The organism is Paenibacillus sp. FSL R7-0345 (genome assembly GCF_038595055.1).
In the GTDB taxonomy this organism is placed as follows: Bacteria; Bacillota; Bacilli; order Paenibacillales; family Paenibacillaceae; genus Paenibacillus_AQ.
The window spans coordinates 1,551,452-1,568,378 of sequence record NZ_CP152002.1 but is presented as its reverse complement, the minus strand read 5'-3'; the positions used below and the strand labels follow the sequence as shown (position 1 = coordinate 1,568,378).

The following is a 16,927-nucleotide window of genomic DNA, read 5'->3' as shown; positions in this document are numbered from 1 at the left end:
TTTCCGGGAGGTACCGCCTGTGAGTAATGTCTATCTGAACTGGTTCACAACAGATGAGCAATTTCCGTTCTTTATCCAGTACGGCGGTCATGAGGAGGACATGTCGCTCCATAAGCATGCGGATTTCTCCGAGCTGGTTATCGTGCTTAACGGACACGCGACTCATGTCGTCAATGATGAGGAATCCTTTATCAAAAAAGGGAACGTCTTCGTCATCAGCGGCGGCACACCACATGCTTATATGGCGCCGTATGACTTTAAAATCTGCAACATAATGTATAAGGCAGAGATGCTAAAATCAGCAGGTCCGGATCTCAGAACCCTGAACGGCTATCAGGCGCTGTTTGTGCTGGAGCCGTTTTACCGCAGTATCAACGGGTTCAAAAGCAAGCTGAATCTGCCGATCGCCAGCCTCGAGCATGTCTCCGCCTTCATCGCAGCGATGATTAAAGAATACGAGGAGAAGCAGCAGGGCTACCAGACGATGCTAGCCTCACGGTTCATGGAGCTGGTAGTTTATCTGTCCAGGCACTATGAGAATCAGGAAGCCGGAACGGATAACAGCCTGATGCATCTGGCCAGCGCCATCTCCTACATCGAGGATCATTATTGTGAGCAGATTTCACTGGAGGATATCGCCGCGCAGTCGCGGATTTCGGTCAGGCATCTGAACCGTATCTTCCGTGCGTACTATCAGACGACCCCCATCGCCTACATCCAGCGCCTGCGGCTGGAGCTGGCCTGTACCCTGCTCCGCGGGAGCAGGCATTCCATCACGGAGATTTCCTATATGTGCGGCTTCAATGACAGCAATTATCTGACCCGCCAATTCAAAAAAGCCTACGGCGTGTCGCCGAAGGCTTATAGGGGGAAATAAGTCTGTAACGCCGAGCAATTTCGAATAAGCGTCGAGCCAAAGAAAGGGTGAAGTGGAATGCAGTTCAAGTTGTATACGGATGTGCATGCGTTTTACAAGGATACCTATGATGTGCTGATGCGTCATGAAGCGCAAAATTTGATTCCTCTTGGCAATATCATCATGGGACATGAAGGAAAAGATAAAACAGACTGGCGTGACCCTGTAAACTGGCTTATGGCAACGATTTCGGATGACAAGGGCATACAGCTTACCGCCATAATGACGCCGCCGCACAATATTACGCTTTATGCAACAGACAACAACATTAATCCGGAAGCTGTAAGCTGTCTCATCGAGGGGCTGAAAGACCGTGATATTCCAGGTGTGACCACCGAAAAAACGCTGGCAGAATATTTTGCCAAGGAATATACCCTGAGCAAGGGAATAACGTTTAAAACAGTAATGAACCAGCGTATATACGAACTCACGGCAGTAAACCCGGGCATTCAAAAGCCTGGTATTGTTCGATTGCTCGAGAATAAGGATATTCATTTTTTCCCATACTGGGCGGAAGCATTCAATGCAGCGGCGATTTATGGTAAGACAGAAATGTCCATCCCGCAAGAGGCAGGCCCATACCTTTACCGGATAGAATCGAAAAAACTCTATATTTTAGAGGACAATGGCATCCCCGTTTCTATGGCGGGATACACAAGGGTAATGCAGACAGCTATTGGTGTGGCCTTTGTATATACTCCTCCATATGAGCGCAGCAAGGGCTACGCAACTTCCATTGTGGCGCAAATAAGCCAGCTGGCATTGGATAAGGGATTTACCAAATGCGTCTTATATACAGACCTGGCAAATCCCACATCTAACAGCATCTATCAAAAGATTGGCTATAAGCCGGTTTGTGATTCGCTCCAGCTGCAATTTGAGTATGCTGATTGAACAAAAACAGCGGCAGTCTAAGACTTTCTATCAAGTCTTGTTCTGCCGCTTTTCTCTTACTTTGTTTGATTTAAAAACATTCTACTGGCTGTCTTCCTGCTCTGCCGGCTCATAATCGAACCAGTCAAAAGCTGCCGGAGCAGCTTGCCCCTCTGCGGAACCCGCAGCATACATGGCAATAAAGACACCGGTAAAGCCTCCGGCAACCTCTGTGCTGAGCAGATGGGTCTCGCCCCAGCCAAGGTCAATAAGGTCGCCTTGTGCCGTCTGAAGTGAAGCGACTATTGTCTTGGGAAAGGCCCGGACCTTAAGCTGAACTGGCCCCTTCGGACAATCCCAGGTCTGTTCGGTCTGCAGAGAGCCGATCGTTTTACGGAAAACTGCCTTTTTGCGGCCCTCTACCCGGGTTACGGCGAGATCATAATGATGCTTTTCGTTCATGAAGACCGTTAATCCGGCTTCCTCCCCCTCATACTGCGGCTCATACTCCATCGCCGCCGCGATGCTGCAGGAGAAATGGCTGAGTCTGCGGCCGACAAAAGCCGGAGCACCGGCATTACTCAGGTTAATCTCATGTCCGTGCAGCACCAGATACCCCGGACGCTCCTGTAAGGACCAGCTGCCTTCCAGGGGATTGCGCAAAAAGGTCCAGTCGAAGCCCAGCTGCTTCTCGTTGAAATCGTCTCTGACCGGGGACTCCGGCCAAGCAGTCTGAGGCAGCTCCGGCGCTTCCATCTGCGGATCGATATGTGTATCGCGGCCGAATAGCGGCCAGCCCTCTTCTGTCCAGGTGACAGGAGCCAGATACACCTCACGCCCCAGATGATGAGCCTTCGGATAGGCAACCGGCCTGATACCCAGGCATACCGCCCACCAGCTTCCGTCGTGTGCCTCGATCAGGTCAGCGTGTCCGGTAGCCTGGATGCTGCTGTCCATACTCCGGTTAGTGAGCACCGGATTGTGCGGACAGGACTCAAACGGCCCGTATGGCTGCCGGCTTCTCGCAATCGTCTCCATATGCCCGTATTCGGTGCCGCCTTCTGCAATCATGAGATAATACCAGCCGTCGATCTTGTACAGATGCGGAGCTTCCGGGTGAGCACCCCCAGTTCCTTTCCAGATATACCGGCTTTCAGTCAACATCTCTCCGGTTTCGATATCGATCTCACACTGGTAGATAGCATGTCCTTCAGTCCCGTTGCACGACGACTGGAAGTATACGCGGCCATCATTATCGAACAGGAGGGAAGGGTCGATACCGCCCTGCTTGACAGGAATAGGAGCTGACCACGGCCCTTCCGGATTTCTGGTTTTGACGTAGAAATTACCGACGCCGCTGACGTTAGTAGTGACCATATAAAACCAGCCGTCATGGTAACGGATGGTCGGGGCATAAATACCTCCAGAGCTCCAAGCATTCCCCAGCGGCAGCTGCGCAGGAGTGGTCAGGCAATGGCCAATCTGCCGCCAATGGACTAGGTCCTTACTATGAAAAATCGGTACCCCCGGATAATATTCAAAGGTACTGGTAACCAAATAATAGTCGTCATTAACCCGGCATATGCTGGGATCGGGATGAAACCCGGGGATTACGGGGTTGCTGAATAACATCGGCTGCACTCCTGTCTATTGCTTGTTATTGTGTCTTTATTGTACCTGGCGGCGGCGGTTTGAAACCTTAAGTTTCAAGTCATCAATTAGGAGGATACGGACATCCGGCTATATTCAGTAAATAACGTTATGTGTATCTGCGGCCCCGCAGTAAAAAGCACAAGAGCCTCCAACTGCGGGTTCTTGTGCTTTTTTTGGCGCAACATTATTTAATTATTATTCTGCGGCCGGGTAGGGATCGATCGTCTGAATGGTGCCATCCTCATTATATTTCAGCTCCGTGTATTTCACGCAGCGCTTGTGGTTCACACCTTCCGACAAGGAGCTGTCATGATAGAACAGGTACCATTTATCCTCAAACTGGACGATCGAGTGATGCGTGGTCCAGCCGATGACCGGGGTAAGAATGATGCCTTTATAAGTAAACGGTCCAAGCGGGCTGCGGCTGATCCCGTACACCAGCTTGTGCGTTGAGCCTGTTGAGTAGGACAGGTAGTAGTAGCCGTTATATTTGTGAACCCATGGCCCCTCAAAATATCTTCGGTCCTCGTCACCCGCAGTAATCGGATTGCCATCCTCGTCGATGATCGAAATCTCCTGCAGCTCGTCTGCAAAAGAGAGCATATCCTCGCTTAGCTTGGCTACGCGCGGCCCGATTGCCGGCTGGTCTGCAGGGGGCCCTTCGGTCTGCTCCGGCTGGAAGGTGCCGGTCTGCCATTTCTCCAGCTGGCCTCCCCACAGTCCGCCGAAGTAAATATAGGCCTGATCATCCTCATCCACCAACACAGCAGGGTCAATGCTGTAGCTGCCTTGAATGTAGTCCGGTTCCGCCTTGAACGGTCCGGCCGGAGTCGGTGAGGTGGCTACGCCGATCCGGAAGATTCCGTCCTTGTCCCGCGCCGGAAAGTACAGATAATACTGGTTGTTCTTATACGCCGCATCCGGCGCCCACATCTGGGCTGAAGCCCATGGTACATCTCTCAGATGCAGCGCTTCGCCATGGTCCACAGCAGGAGAATCGAAGTTGTCCAGCGACAGCACATGATAATCCTCCATTTTATACTGGTCACCGTTATCATTATCCGGACCGTCATGGTCCAGGTCATGTGACGGGTAAATGTAGATTTTATTTTCAAACACATGGGCGGACGGATCGGCTGTAAAAATATGCTTTACTAGCGGTTGGTTAGGTTTGACGCTGCTCATGATTATTGACTCCTTTTAGGGTTATAGTTTGGCTTAAAGCCAGGAAATACTGTTATTAGGGCTTGTCTGTACTGCTAACTTACGGTAAACCGGTTTCATTACTGCCGATCAAAGTTATTCTGGAGCTACATTGTTGTTGTTTGCGTCAACCGGCGGAATCTTTCATCCCATTTTTGCTAACGCTTACATCAGAATACTCCAAGACCCTTTCATTGTACTCTCTTCGGTTTCCCTGTCCTATACAGAAACTAAAGAACTTACCACCATAAATTATGGATAATGTGCAGATGCTGTAGAAAAGTTTGCAACCGGTCGCTCTCAGCTTCATTAATGGGATTTTTCCCTCTATTGGCCCGCAAACCAGCCACTCTCTGCTCCTTTAGTGGGATTATTCCCTCTATTACTCCTCAAACCCGTCACTTACAGCTCCATTAGTGGGATTTTTCCCTCTATTGCTCCGCTAACCGGCCGCTCTCAGCTTCATTAATGGGATTTTTCCCTCTATTACTCCTCAAACCCGTCACTTACAGCTCCATTAGTGGGATTTTTCCCTCTATTACTCCTCAAACCCGTCACTTACAGCTCCATTAGTGGGATTTTTCCCTCTATTGCTCCGCAAACCAGCCACTCTCTGCTCCTTTAGTGGGATTTTTCCCTCTATTGATCCGCTAACCGGCCGGCCGTAGTTACCTAAGCCGAAGCCTTAGGTAACTAGCGCTCCATTCCCGCTAAAACTCCCGCCACCAGGGAAACAATCGCTACTCCCAGTCTTTCCCAAGCGGTACAGCACATTGACCGGCAGAGGGCGTCTGCTCCAACTCCGCCTCTGCCAAAAAAGATCCGCCTGCAGCCCCCAAATGAGCTGCAGAGAAGATCTTGATAGCTTCCTAGCCAATGTAGCCCTTGATCAGCCCAAGCGGCAGCGGTCTTGGCTGCTCACAGCTGGTGGCAAGCTCTGCGTAACGCTTCGTATCCGAGCTGGTGTGGAAGGCGTGCATAATCTCCAGCACATGATTGGCAAGCTCGCCGCCTGCCCGCGGACGGTTGCCGCTAGTGATACAGTCTGCAATATCGGCTACTCCGATCCCCCGGCTGTTGCCGGCGTAGTTGTGCACCAGCGGGATTTCCATGAATCCGGCGCCGCCTGCCGGCTTCAGCAGGACCGGCCCGCCGAAGGTGTTGGGATCGGGAACGATCAGGGTTCCCCGGGTGCCATAGATTTCGATGCGGGGCAGCGTGCTGTCCCATACATCGAAGCTTGTGATCATTGTGGCAACAGCCCCGCTGGCAAATTGCACTGTTCCGGCGACATGTGTCGGCACCTCGACATCAATCTGCTTGCCGAATTTCTTTTCACTGGTAATGGTCCGCTGGGCAAAGGAAGTTTTAGTCATGCCCGCGACCGTTGCAGCGGGACCCAGCAGCGATACGAGCGCCGTGAGATAATAAGGTCCCATATCGAACATCGGCCCGCCGCCTGCCTGGTAATAAAATTCAGGGTCCGGATGCCAGCTCTCATGCCCGTGGCAGACCATGAACGCTGAAGCTGCCACCGGTTCGCCGATAAATCCGTCGTCAATCAGCTTGCGGCAGGTCTGGATTCCAGCCCCCAGGAAGGTATCCGGTGCGCAGCCTAGCATCAGCCCTTTTTCCGCAGCCAGATCTACAAGCTCCTGCCCGTGCGCAAGCTCCAGCGACAGCGGCTTCTCAACATAGACATGCTTGCCGGCCAGCAGAGCCTGCTTGCATACATCAAAGTGTCCTTTCGGAGTGGTCAGATTGACTACAATCTGAATCTCCGGTGAAGCAAGCAGCTCCTCTGTGGACCATACATGCGGCACACCGTATTTTTCCGCAGCCTCTTCTGCCCGTTCCTTAAACACATCAGCGCAGGCATAAACCTCTGTATTGACGAACAGCTTGGTCAGGTTTTCAAAATAAATCCCGCTGATATTCCCGCAGCCGACAATCCCGACTTTTACTTTATCCAAAGCAATCCCACCTGTTCATTGTTAAGTTTAATACTCTATTTCAGATTAGCCGTGACTCCAGAATGTTTGGATTTCCGGCCGTTGTTGTCTGCTATATAGTTGCTTTTGCGTATTTATCTCGCTGCCCACACAAACCCTCTGCGCATCAGTTCCTTTGCTTCCGGAATATCGAAGATATCCGCATGATGGCCCAGGGAGTTATAGAATACGCGGCCTTCGCCCCACTTCTTGGTGTACACAACCGGCACGGTGATTACGCCATTGGCAGAATGAGGGCCTTCGCTGACCGGAAATGTTGTGGTCGCCAGGACATTAATGCACGGATCCACATGCAGGTAATACTGCTCCGACTTTACTTTGAAATCCTTAATTCCCTCGATTAGCGGACTGGAGCTGGACTGCACCATGTTGACCACATAATCCACCCCGTCATTGAACGGATGGGCTACCCATTGTGATCCGGTCATAAATTGCCATTCGACACTGTTGCGGAAGGAATCGCACATCCCGCCGTGACAGCCTGCCAGCCCTACGCCTGAAGCTACCGCCTTCAGCACAGGCTGCAGCTGCTCGTTACTGATCTCGCCCATAGTCCAGATCGGGACGATCAGACTGAGCCCGAGCAGCTTTTCTTCATCCTTGAAGCTATCCAGCGTGTCGGAGATTTCTACCTCAAAGTCCTCTGCCTCCAGCAGTCCCGCGAAAATTTCCGATACCTGCACCGGTTCATGCCCGTCCCAGCCGCCTCTTACAATCAGTGCTTTTTTAGCCATCTCTATATGCTCCTTTACTGTCCAGGTTATTGTTGTATAAATAATTCAATCCCTTTTCCCTGTTTGCTCCATTCCATTGTAATGCAAGCGCTCTCGTCCGGCTCGTCATTTTCATTGCCGCTATGGTCATTTTTTGCTATTATCTAATAAAATCTCACCGGCAGCACCCGTCAGCGTGCCCGCTTCCAAAGGAGCCCTTTTATGAAGGCTTTTCACGAAAACCGCATGTATCCGTCCAGCCTTCCGTTCAGCTCATGGCGTGTGAGCAATATTAATTTCCTGGCGCATTGGCATACCGATCTGGAATTTGTGTATGTATGTGAGGGGTCCATCCGTATGGGCATTAATCTGGAGAGCCGTGTGCTCTATAAAGGTGATATGGCCTTTTGCAGCAGCGGGGACATTCATTATTACGACAGCACGGACCGGGAATCGGTCATTCAGCTCGTTATTTTCAACCCTCAGCTGATTGCAAGTCCCGGCGGCTGGCCTAAGGACGTGCGGCTGACAGACCCTTTTATCTGCACAGAGGTCCAGAATCAGGCAGGCATTGCAGCTTCCGGGAAGGCCGACATTTCCAGGCTTATGCTTCAGCTGGAGCATGAGTTTAACGATAAGCTGCCTCACTACGAGCAGGTCATTACCGGTCAGCTGAACGAGCTCTGCGGACTCTTGCTGCGCCATCTGCCTACAGAACCGGCCGACCAGAAAAAAGACATGCGGCGGATGAGCAGTATGAAGGTAATGCAGAACGTACTTGATTATCTGGAAGACCATTTTGCAGAGGTCATTACTTTGGAGGATGCAGCAAGACAGGCGGAGATGAGTCTGTTCTACTTCTCAAGATTCTTCAAAAGCACCACCGGCATGAGCTACATCTCTTACCTGAATCATATACGGGTCAACAAAGCCGAAGAAATGCTCCTCAGCAGCGACAAGCCGATTATCGATATCGCGCTCGACTGCGGGTTTACGAATGTCCGGACCTTTAACCGGGTATTCAAACAGTTCAGGAATAGTACACCTTCAAGTTACCGGTAAAGCTGCCTCACGAATCTTCCCTGAAGGTATAGGTGACCTGGCTGGCTGCAGCAGCTCCGCCCTGTCAGGTCTATAAGGACACAATACTCTTTGCCAAACCTGGGACATACCTGCCAATACCATATCCACGCCGAGACTGCCTCCCCCCCCCAATATGTAGTTGGATTTTCGACACTTAATTCCAACTTTTCTCCGTTTTTCTAATCATTAGGTGGATAATCAACACTTATTCTTGGCAGAATCCCTTATCTGGGGCATTATCAGCAGATCTAAGTGACGTTTTTCCAACTAGTGACCTCAGGGCGGTGTTTTTTCCGAAAATAGATAGCAAATTTCCACTTAGTTGTTCAGCGCACAGCCTCGCAGCTCCCGACTTCCGACTCCCGAACCCCGACTCCCGACTCCCGCAGACTTCATCCTTTTGCAATAAAAAAGAACCGCCCCGCCAGTCATCATTATGACCAGCAGGACAGCCCCTTTACCCGTGCTTCTACTTGGACTTGTACCTGCACCTTTTCCTTACGCCTACCTTAGCTTTCTACCTTTACTATATCACTCACGTAGTCGCCCGCTGCACCAGGAAATACTGCAGTTTCTGCTGCTGCTCCCCTGCGCCTCCCAGCTTCGCGAGCAGCAGATGAAAGGCATTTTTCGCCTGGTCGGCGATCGGATTATAAATGGATGTAATCCCCAGCGTATGGGCAAGCTCTGTATTGTCGAAGCCGACGACGGCCAGATCCTCCGGCACCCGCAGCTGCCGGCGGCGCGCCTCGCTGACGATGCCTGCCGCCACCAGATCGTTGGAGCAGAGAACGGCATCCGGCCGCTGCAGCGGATCTTCCACCGCCAGCATCTCCCGGACCAGCTCTTCCCCTTGCCGGATGGAATGAATGCCGGTGCGGGACCACTGCGGCAGCTCCGCTAACCCGTGCTTATGGGCGGCATCCTCATAAGCCTTAATCCGGCCCAGCGTATTGATGCTGCTCGGCCTGCCATAAGCGTTAGCGATGCGCGTGCGCCCCCGGCTAATCACATGCTCAAGCCCCAGCGTATAACCGTCATACTGGTTCATTGCCACCGAAGCAATCTGCGGTAGCTCCATCCGCTGCCAGGAGACAATCGGCCCGTATTTGCAGTAGCTGCCCAGCAGCGCAAGATCGTTGACACAGGTGCTGATGACAAGCGCATCCACTCTTTTTCTGCGCATATCCTCGAACGCCTGCAGCTCTTTTCTCGGATCACCGCTTGAGGTATAGATAATCGTCTGATAGCCGTACTGGCTGGCCGTCTCCACAAAGCTGTTCAGGAACGGCAGCATAACCTCATTGATACCCTCCGTCACCAGCCCGATCTGCATGGTCAGCCCCTTGGACAGGGAGATGGCGTTGCCGTTCGGCACATAGTCGAGCTCCTCCATAATCGCCAGAATTTTGTCACGGGTCGGCTGGCTTACATGGCGGGACTGGTTCAGCACTCTTGATACGGTGGCTTTGGAAAATCCCGACAGCTTGGCGATTTGCTCAAGATTCGACATAGGTCTCTCCTTATTTTCACAAAAAAGTTCTTGACATGTAACGCGTTTCAACATTTAGCATGCAGTTATAGGACATATTAATAGCTTACCATAACTCTTACTACAACTATAAAAGGCGGGATTTAAATGACTGCAAAAAAATTTCCTGAAAGCTTCCTGTGGGGCGGTGCAGTAGCAGCTAACCAGCTGGAAGGCGCATATAATGAAGACGGCAAAGGCCTGTCCACCCAGGACGTGGCTCCGCAAGGTATCAAAGGACCCATCACCGAAGCACCTACCGAAGATAATATGAAGCTGGTCGGCATCGACTTCTATCACCGTTACAAGGAAGATATCAAGCTGTTCGCCGAAATGGGCTTCAAGGTGTTCCGTACCTCCATTGCCTGGACGCGTATCTTCCCGAACGGGGACGAGCTTACGCCTAACGAAAAAGGCCTGCAATTTTACGACGACCTGTTCGACGAATGCCATAAATATGGAATCGAGCCGCTGGTGACCATCTCTCACTACGAGACACCGCTGCACCTCTCCAAGCAATATAACGGCTGGGTTAACCGTGATCTGGTTGGCTTCTACGAGCGTTATGCCAGAACGTTGTTCACGCGCTACAAGGGCAAAGTAAAGTACTGGCTGACTTTTAACGAGATTAACTCCATTCTGCACGAACCGTTCATGAGCGGCGGAATTTACACTCCCAAGGAACAGCTGAGCAAGCAGGATCTGTATCAGGCCATCCATCATGAGCTGGTAGCCAGTGCAACGGCTGTCAAAATCGGACACGAAATCGATCCCGAAGCCCAAATCGGCTGCATGATCCTCAGTATGCCGACTTACCCGCTGACTCCTAACCCGGATGACGTGATCGCAGCAATGAAGTCAGAGCATATGAACTACTTCTTCGGCGATGTGCATGCGCGCGGCGTATACCCAGGCTATATGAAACGCTACTTCCGTGAAAACGGCATCGAGATTCATATGGAGCCGGAAGATGCGGAAATTCTGAAGCACACGGTAGACTTCATCTCCTTCAGCTACTATGTAAGTATCTGCGAAACCGGCGATGACAGCAGCCGCAAGCAGACGGAAGGCAACCTGTTCAGCGGTGCAGCCAATCCATACCTGGAAGCAAGCGAATGGGGCTGGCAGATTGACCCGCAGGGTCTGCGCTACGTGCTGAACATGTTCTATGACCGCTACCAGAAACCGCTGTTTATCGTTGAGAACGGTCTTGGCGCGAAGGATGTGCTGATTACAGGCGAAGACGGCGTGCCGACAGTTAACGATGATTACCGGATTAAATATTTGAATGACCACCTGGTTCAGGTAGGCGAAGCGCTGGAGGACGGCGTTGACATTATGGGTTACACTGCTTGGGGCTGTATCGACCTGGTCAGCGCATCGACGGCAGAGCTCAGCAAACGTTACGGCTTCATTTATGTGGACCGCCACGACGACAACACAGGTACGCTGGAGCGTTACCGCAAGAAATCCTTCCACTGGTACAAGGATGTTATTGCTACTGACGGCCAGAGCCTGAAGTAACAGCTACGTTCACCTGTATAAAAATAAACCGCAAGCTCTCCATCCCCGGAGGCTTGCGGTTTTTAGTTACTTTATTAAAAAGCCGGCTATACCGGCATTCCGTTTTGCAGCTCCATCATCTTACGGATAATCAAGCTGGGCGGACTGCTTCGTATTTTCACAACCGTTGCTCATCGCAAAGCTGTATTTGGCCGCGGCCATCAGCTAGATATCATTTTCCCCGTCGCCAAAGGACATGGTCTCTTCCTTCGTAACCCCGAGCAGCTCCTGCAGCCTTCTGACCGTCTCTCCCTTATGAGTCCCTGGGGCTGTAATGTCCCCCCATCTCGGTTCATGTCAACTATGCAGATAAAGGGTAATAAACAGTAATCCATCCGCTGACTTTCATAAAAAAGGAAGATTTTGCCGTATCACCTATAGTAAAATGGAAACATTAATACAGAACGCCATTGATTCGGATCATTTATTAAAAGCCATTGGGGGCGCTTATGGAGCAATTTAAGGACCGATTAAGATCCATAAAAGAACAGCAGGATACACTTGCCGCTGAATACCGCGATCTCGTCAAAGCCTATGAGGGCAGCGATCTGGTTAACGAAAATGAGCTGCTCAAAAGAAAAGCGGCGGCAGTGGAGCAGGCGCTGGCCGAGGCTGAGGCACAGCAGGCCAGGCTGAAGCAGGAGAATGCCGAGCTGCGCACGGCGCTGACCGAGCAGATTCTCGATGAGAAGCTCGGTATTCTTAAGCTGTCCCGGCAGAAGCTGCACACGTATTTTGCCGGGCAAAGTGCGGGCCAGCATAACCGGCTGACCGCGTTCGAGGTACGAACCAAGCAGCGGATCGCCGAAATGTACCGCACGGCAGAACGGCTGCTCAGCAGAGACCGCGAGGATATGCGCAGAATGCTGGATGAGCTGTCCGCCAGACTGAGTGAAGGCATTCACCGCCAGCGGGAAGCCCTGCGGACAGCCGAGCAGCCGCTGGCGGCAGAGATGGACAGCCGGCTGGATGATTTTGCAGCCGAAGGGATCAGTGAGGAGACGATTCAGCGGAGGCGCCGGCAGAACCGGATCGAGATGAAGATCGGGCTGAACTGGATCAACTGGCTGGGTATCCTGCTGCTGATCCTGGCTGTCGGTGCAGGCTTTAAGTATACCTATTCCAACTGGTTCAGCGGCTATATGAAGGGCAGCGCTTTTTTCCTGCTCGGGGCTTTAATGCTGGGCGGCGGGGAATGGCTGTTCCGCAGAGGCCGGGGCACCTTTGCGCTCGGATTGCTGGGCGGCGGGATTTCCGTGCTTTACGGCTCTGTGTTTTACAGTTATTTTCTGCTGGAGATTATCGGTATTTATACGGGGCTGGGCCTGTCGGTGCTCATCACCCTTACGGCCGTGCTGCTGTCGCTCCGTTATGAGTCAAGGACAATCTGCTCGCTGGGACTGGCCGGGGGCTATCTTCCGCTCTTTTCCTATATAGGCGCGTTTGGTCTGGAAGGCTCTGCCGTCTATGTAGCTATGGGGTATTTGTTCCTGTTAAATCTGCTGATTCTGATGATCTCACTGCGCAAGCGGTGGATTGTGGTCAATTACATCAGCTTTTTGTTCAATACACCTTCGATGCTGCTGCTGATTATCTTGTCGGACAGCCACGGCATCAGCATGTTCTATTCCGTTTTGACCTTTGCCATGTATCTGGGCATGACGCTGTGGTATCCGTTCAAGTTCCGGACCAAGCTGTCCTGGTGGGATTTCGCACTGCTTGCCTGCAATACACTGACCAGCTGTCTTGTCCTGTACGTGCTGTTCATTAATGCGGGTCTCGGTGCATACAAAGGGGCGCTTGCCCTGGTCTTCTGCCTGATGTATCTGGGTCTCGGACAGCTGCTGGAGAAGCGGATGGCCCAGGAAAAAGAAAGTATGGTGCTCTTCTATTCTACTGCGCTCACCTTCGCTGTCCTGATGATTCCGTTCCAGTTCGGCGCTGTCTGGTGGTCGATCGGCTGGCTGATCGAAGCGGTTGTGCTGACGGTATACGGCCATCTGCAGCGCTTCAAGGCTGTGGAGCGGACCGGCTGGGGCATTCTGCTGCTCTCGGTGGGCATTTTCTTCTTCGTCGATGTGCTGGTACAATCGTCGTCCGCCGCTCCGCTGATTCTTTATGACAATTCGTATTTTGCGCTAAAATACACCTTTATCACGGCAGGCCTGCTCATCGTCGCCTTTGTCTATGCGGTCCGGCATACCGACCGCGAGGTTGTTCTGACCAGTACTCCCCTCGATATTCAAATCGGAATCTGGTTTAAATATGCGGCTGTAGCGAACCTGTATGCCTATCTTATATATGAAGCCATGCATCTCTACGACCTGTATGTCCCGGAGGATTTCACCCGGGCTTCGTTCTACAAAATGCTGCTGGCGGCGCTGCTGACGCTGGGACTCGCTTATGTGTTGCCGCGGATCAAGGTACTGTATGACAACGTGATCGGCTATATGGTTTATTTCCTCTATGCGGTCGGTTATGTTATCGCAGTGGGACTCACCTTCGGCCAGCATACCCTGCGGGCAGATTTCAGCGATAATACAGCGGCCGATTACATCTCCTTCGGACTGCTGCTGCTGTTCAACGTGTTCGTCTGGCTGAACGGCGGGCGCCTCCTGAAGGTGCTGCTCAGACGGGAATACAACAATGCCGAGCTGTATCCGGTCATCATGGGCGTCTATCTGCTGGCAGTCGTTACCGCCTTCCTCAGCATGCAGCTGCGGCAGACAGACGGCGGGCTGGTATACAGTATCACGTACCTGCTGCTGGCGGTGCTGTTCATCATGTTCGGCTTCCGCCGCAGATACGTGTATATCCGGCGATTCGGACTGGGCCTCACACTGCTGGCTACCGGCAAGCTGCTGCTCTACGATCTTCAGCTTCTCGGAACGGGCAGCAAAATCATTGCCTATTTCAGCTTCGGTATATGCCTGCTGGGCATCTCTTATCTTTATCAGCGGGTATCGGCCAGAATGGAGGAAGCCTATGCGCAGACACAACCAGAGCAACCGGAGCAGGAGGAACAGGATTCTGATCAAGAGTAGCACGGCGCTTCTGCTGCTGGGCGCGCTCAGCCCGTTTGCGCTGTTCTCCGGGCAGCCTCTGTCTGCCGCGGCAGAAGAGGTTACCGGAGACGCTGTTGCACACCCTGAATGGAAATATTCCAAGGTGATCGAGCTTCCGGAACACAGCCCCTACACCGAGCTATATCTTGATCCTGAGGTATATGCAGGTGCAGCGGCTGATCTGCGTGACCTGCGGATTATGGACAATACCGGCACCTTTATTCCATTTTATAAGGAGAGCAGCGAAGAATTCTCGGAGGAACGGCTCACTACCTACTCCGCTACACTGATCCATAGCGCCAAAAAAGGCGCCAGCACCCTGTTCGATTACAAGGTAACACCCCTGGCTGAGAATGTTGACATTCTGGGCAACCGGCTGGAGCTCGGGCTGCCGGACGTAAATTTCCTGCTCCACACACAGCTGCTCGGCAGCTATGACGGAGTGGCCTGGGAGCCTATAGCGGACGGAGATCTGTATAATGTGAACGGGCGTGTGCAGGGTAGCATTGAACTGGGCGCGAGCTATAGATACGGCTATTACCGGCTGATTGCCGAGAACAACGCGGCCAATCTCACTTTCCCTTCCCTTACTCTGCTGCGAGACACGAGGGTGACGCATACAGATCATTTCAGGCAGCAGCAGGATGCCGTTTATGAAATTCAGCAAAAGGAACGGCAGACGGAAATCATCATTCAGAATCCGGCCCGGCTGAACATCTCCGGGCTGCAGCTGGAAATCGGCGGCAACGGCAGCTTTACCCGCCGGTTCGAGCTTTATGACGGTGAAGGCAGACTGCTGCCCGCAGCGGGCAGCGGGGAATTATACCGGCTGGACTTTAAGGCTACCGAAATTGACTCTACAGCCATTATTCCCGACAGAGCTTCCTCTGCCTCCACGCTGCGGATCGTCATATATAATCAGGATGACGCACCGCTATCCGTTAAGGGTCTGAAGCTAGAATATCTGCTGGACCGGCTTGTTTTTGCTGCAGAAGGTGAGCAGCCGCTCCGCCTGCTCTACGGTAATGCTGAAGCTGCTGCCCCGCAATATGATATTGTAAACTTCAAGGATTATATTGCCGGAGAAGGCAAAATGCTGGCCGGACTCGGGGCGGCAGAGCTCCGGCAGTCACCTGCAGCGGACACCCCGCAGACCAGCTGGTTCCAGGGGCGGACCGGGTTCAACATTGTGATCATTGCTGTGTCACTGCTGCTTATTATCTTTCTGGCCCGGAAATTGGGGCGGAAGTAGACAAAGCAGCCATAAATAAGCCAGACGTGGAAGATTGCTGTGACCCTCCACGCCTGGCTTATTGTTTTGCTACCTACTTGTTGACTAGCTGGATCCTTTTGCAAAAATAAACTGCCGTCATATACATCCAGCTGTTTACCGTAATAATGTCTTCACTAAGCGAACAGTGTTTGTCCGGAATATTTGTATCCGGATCTGCCTTCAGATGTGAACCAAAGGTGAATCAGGCTATATTTACGCATGCTGCACCCTCCTGTATCCGTAAAAAAGCTGCTGAATAAAATCGATGTGATTTTTCATTCGTCCGATATCGCTCGTTTATGCACACTTGGGGAAATTTAATAAGATATTGAATCTATTTAAGTTGTTCTAGAACCTTCTCTCTCAGTTGAATTGTATCTACTCCAATTCCATTCACAAGAAAAGTAGGGGTACCGAAAACCCCATTAGCTGCTGAAATTTTAAAATCTTTCTTTACATCTAGCAGATACTTATTTTTCTGTAATTCCTTCTTAAATAACTTAAAATCAACTCCATCGATCTCTTCCTTTACAAAATTTAATATAAATTCTTCAGTTGCCCAAATTTTCATTTCACTTCCTTGATTTTCCAAAAATTTCTCTTTGAATTCCCAAAATAATTTAGAATTTTGATTATAGATTGTTTCTGCCGCAAGTGCAGCTTCTATGGAGTCAGGGCCAAGAAAAGGAAAGTTAATAAAGTAAAATTGCACTTTTCCAGTGTCAATAAATTCCTTTTTAAATTCTGGAAACACTTCTTTATCCCAGTTTTTACAGACAGGACATTTAAAGTCTAAGAATTCAATTACTTTAACAGGAGCACTTTCTTCACCTAAGAAAGGTTGGTTCTCAAGATCAAAATCTCCCTTTTTAATATCCAATTTACCTTTAGCATCCATTAAAGTCGGGAGTTCATTTGCACTTGTTTTTTCATTAAAAATATTAAAAAAAGATAGTATAACTACTATTATCACCACAAAACCTAATACAATAGTATATTTCTTGTGATTATTTTTCATTTAGCACCCCTATATTTATGTGAG

12 protein-coding genes and 1 pseudogene are annotated in these 16,927 nt (G+C 51.1%); 6 read left to right on the top strand and 7 right to left on the bottom strand.

The window, feature by feature from the left end:
- Positions 1–19: 19 nt before the first annotated feature.
- Both NST84_RS06780 and NST84_RS06775 read left to right on the top strand, forming a co-directional pair.
- The gene (locus NST84_RS06780; protein WP_342564850.1) at positions 20–877 is read left to right on the top strand and encodes a helix-turn-helix domain-containing protein; all 858 of its coding nucleotides are present in this window, start codon (positions 20–22) and stop codon (positions 875–877) included.
- 57 nt (positions 878–934) lie between these two features.
- Positions 935–1,810, top strand: a complete 876-nt coding sequence (locus tag NST84_RS06775; protein WP_342564849.1) for a GNAT family N-acetyltransferase — start codon at positions 935–937, stop codon at positions 1,808–1,810.
- Between the two features lie 81 nt (positions 1,811–1,891).
- Here NST84_RS06775 and NST84_RS06770 read toward each other — a convergent pair whose 3' ends face one another.
- From NST84_RS06770 to NST84_RS06755, 4 genes are all read right to left on the bottom strand, one after another.
- Positions 1,892–3,421 (bottom strand): glycoside hydrolase family 43 protein, encoded by a 1,530-nt coding sequence (locus NST84_RS06770; RefSeq protein ID WP_342564848.1) that lies wholly within the window; start codon positions 3,419–3,421, stop codon positions 1,892–1,894.
- A 216-nt stretch (positions 3,422–3,637) separates the two neighbouring features.
- The gene (locus tag NST84_RS06765; protein WP_342564847.1) at positions 3,638–4,627 is read right to left on the bottom strand and encodes a glycoside hydrolase family 43 protein; all 990 of its coding nucleotides are present in this window, start codon (positions 4,625–4,627) and stop codon (positions 3,638–3,640) included.
- 887 nt (positions 4,628–5,514) lie between these two features.
- On the bottom strand, positions 5,515–6,618 hold the full coding sequence (locus tag NST84_RS06760) for a Gfo/Idh/MocA family oxidoreductase (protein WP_342564846.1): 1,104 nt from the start codon (positions 6,616–6,618) through the stop codon (positions 5,515–5,517).
- Between the two features lie 113 nt (positions 6,619–6,731).
- Positions 6,732–7,391 carry a ThuA domain-containing protein gene (locus NST84_RS06755; protein WP_342564845.1) on the bottom strand — a complete coding sequence of 220 codons (660 nt, stop codon included), beginning with the start codon at positions 7,389–7,391 and terminating at the stop codon, positions 6,732–6,734.
- Positions 7,392–7,592: 201 nt separating this feature from the next.
- On the opposite strand from NST84_RS06755, the gene NST84_RS06750 reads away from it, so the two are divergent.
- Positions 7,593–8,432 (top strand): AraC family transcriptional regulator, encoded by an 840-nt coding sequence (locus NST84_RS06750; protein ID WP_342564844.1) that lies wholly within the window; start codon positions 7,593–7,595, stop codon positions 8,430–8,432.
- 556 nt (positions 8,433–8,988) lie between these two features.
- On the opposite strand, the gene NST84_RS06745 is transcribed toward NST84_RS06750, so the two are convergent.
- Entirely contained in the window at positions 8,989–9,966 is a 978-nt protein-coding gene (locus tag NST84_RS06745) for a LacI family DNA-binding transcriptional regulator (protein ID WP_342564843.1), read from the bottom strand.
- A 126-nt stretch (positions 9,967–10,092) separates the two neighbouring features.
- Here NST84_RS06745 and NST84_RS06740 point away from each other — a divergent pair, with 126 nt between their 5' ends.
- A complete protein-coding gene (locus NST84_RS06740) occupies positions 10,093–11,508 on the top strand; it encodes a glycoside hydrolase family 1 protein (protein WP_342564842.1) in 1,416 nt (471 codons plus the stop codon).
- 138 nt (positions 11,509–11,646) lie between these two features.
- Here the strand turns inward: NST84_RS06740 and NST84_RS06735 are convergent.
- Positions 11,647–11,832, bottom strand: a pseudogene (locus NST84_RS06735) (HAD hydrolase family protein); the annotation flags it as partial.
- Between the two features lie 164 nt (positions 11,833–11,996).
- Here NST84_RS06735 and NST84_RS06730 point away from each other — a divergent pair.
- Both NST84_RS06730 and NST84_RS06725 read left to right on the top strand, forming a co-directional pair.
- On the top strand, positions 11,997–14,591 hold the full coding sequence (locus tag NST84_RS06730) for a DUF2339 domain-containing protein (protein WP_342564841.1): 2,595 nt from the start codon (positions 11,997–11,999) through the stop codon (positions 14,589–14,591).
- The gene (locus NST84_RS06725; RefSeq protein WP_342564840.1) at positions 14,533–15,864 is read left to right on the top strand and encodes a DUF3999 family protein; all 1,332 of its coding nucleotides are present in this window, start codon (positions 14,533–14,535) and stop codon (positions 15,862–15,864) included. The genes NST84_RS06730 and NST84_RS06725 overlap by 59 nt, the downstream gene beginning before the upstream one ends.
- Before the next feature lie 355 nt (positions 15,865–16,219).
- Here the strand turns inward: NST84_RS06725 and NST84_RS06720 are convergent, their stop codons facing one another.
- On the bottom strand, positions 16,220–16,903 hold the full coding sequence (locus NST84_RS06720) for a thioredoxin domain-containing protein (protein ID WP_342564839.1): 684 nt from the start codon (positions 16,901–16,903) through the stop codon (positions 16,220–16,222).
- Positions 16,904–16,927 lie beyond the last annotated feature (24 nt).

Coding starts and splice junctions, on each gene's coding strand:
- NST84_RS06750 (WP_342564844.1), top strand. CDS start 7,593: ATGAAGGCTTTTCACGAAAACCGCATGTATCCGTCCAGCCTTCCGTTC.
- NST84_RS06720 (WP_342564839.1), bottom strand. CDS start 16,903: ATGAAAAATAATCACAAGAAATATACTATTGTATTAGGTTTTGTGGTG.
- NST84_RS06740 (WP_342564842.1), top strand. CDS start 10,093: ATGACTGCAAAAAAATTTCCTGAAAGCTTCCTGTGGGGCGGTGCAGTA.
- NST84_RS06765 (WP_342564847.1), bottom strand. CDS start 4,627: ATGAGCAGCGTCAAACCTAACCAACCGCTAGTAAAGCATATTTTTACA.
- NST84_RS06755 (WP_342564845.1), bottom strand. CDS start 7,391: ATGGCTAAAAAAGCACTGATTGTAAGAGGCGGCTGGGACGGGCATGAA.
- NST84_RS06775 (WP_342564849.1), top strand. CDS start 935: ATGCAGTTCAAGTTGTATACGGATGTGCATGCGTTTTACAAGGATACC.
- NST84_RS06770 (WP_342564848.1), bottom strand. CDS start 3,421: ATGTTATTCAGCAACCCCGTAATCCCCGGGTTTCATCCCGATCCCAGC.
- NST84_RS06725 (WP_342564840.1), top strand. CDS start 14,533: ATGCGCAGACACAACCAGAGCAACCGGAGCAGGAGGAACAGGATTCTG.
- NST84_RS06745 (WP_342564843.1), bottom strand. CDS start 9,966: ATGTCGAATCTTGAGCAAATCGCCAAGCTGTCGGGATTTTCCAAAGCC.
- NST84_RS06730 (WP_342564841.1), top strand. CDS start 11,997: ATGGAGCAATTTAAGGACCGATTAAGATCCATAAAAGAACAGCAGGAT.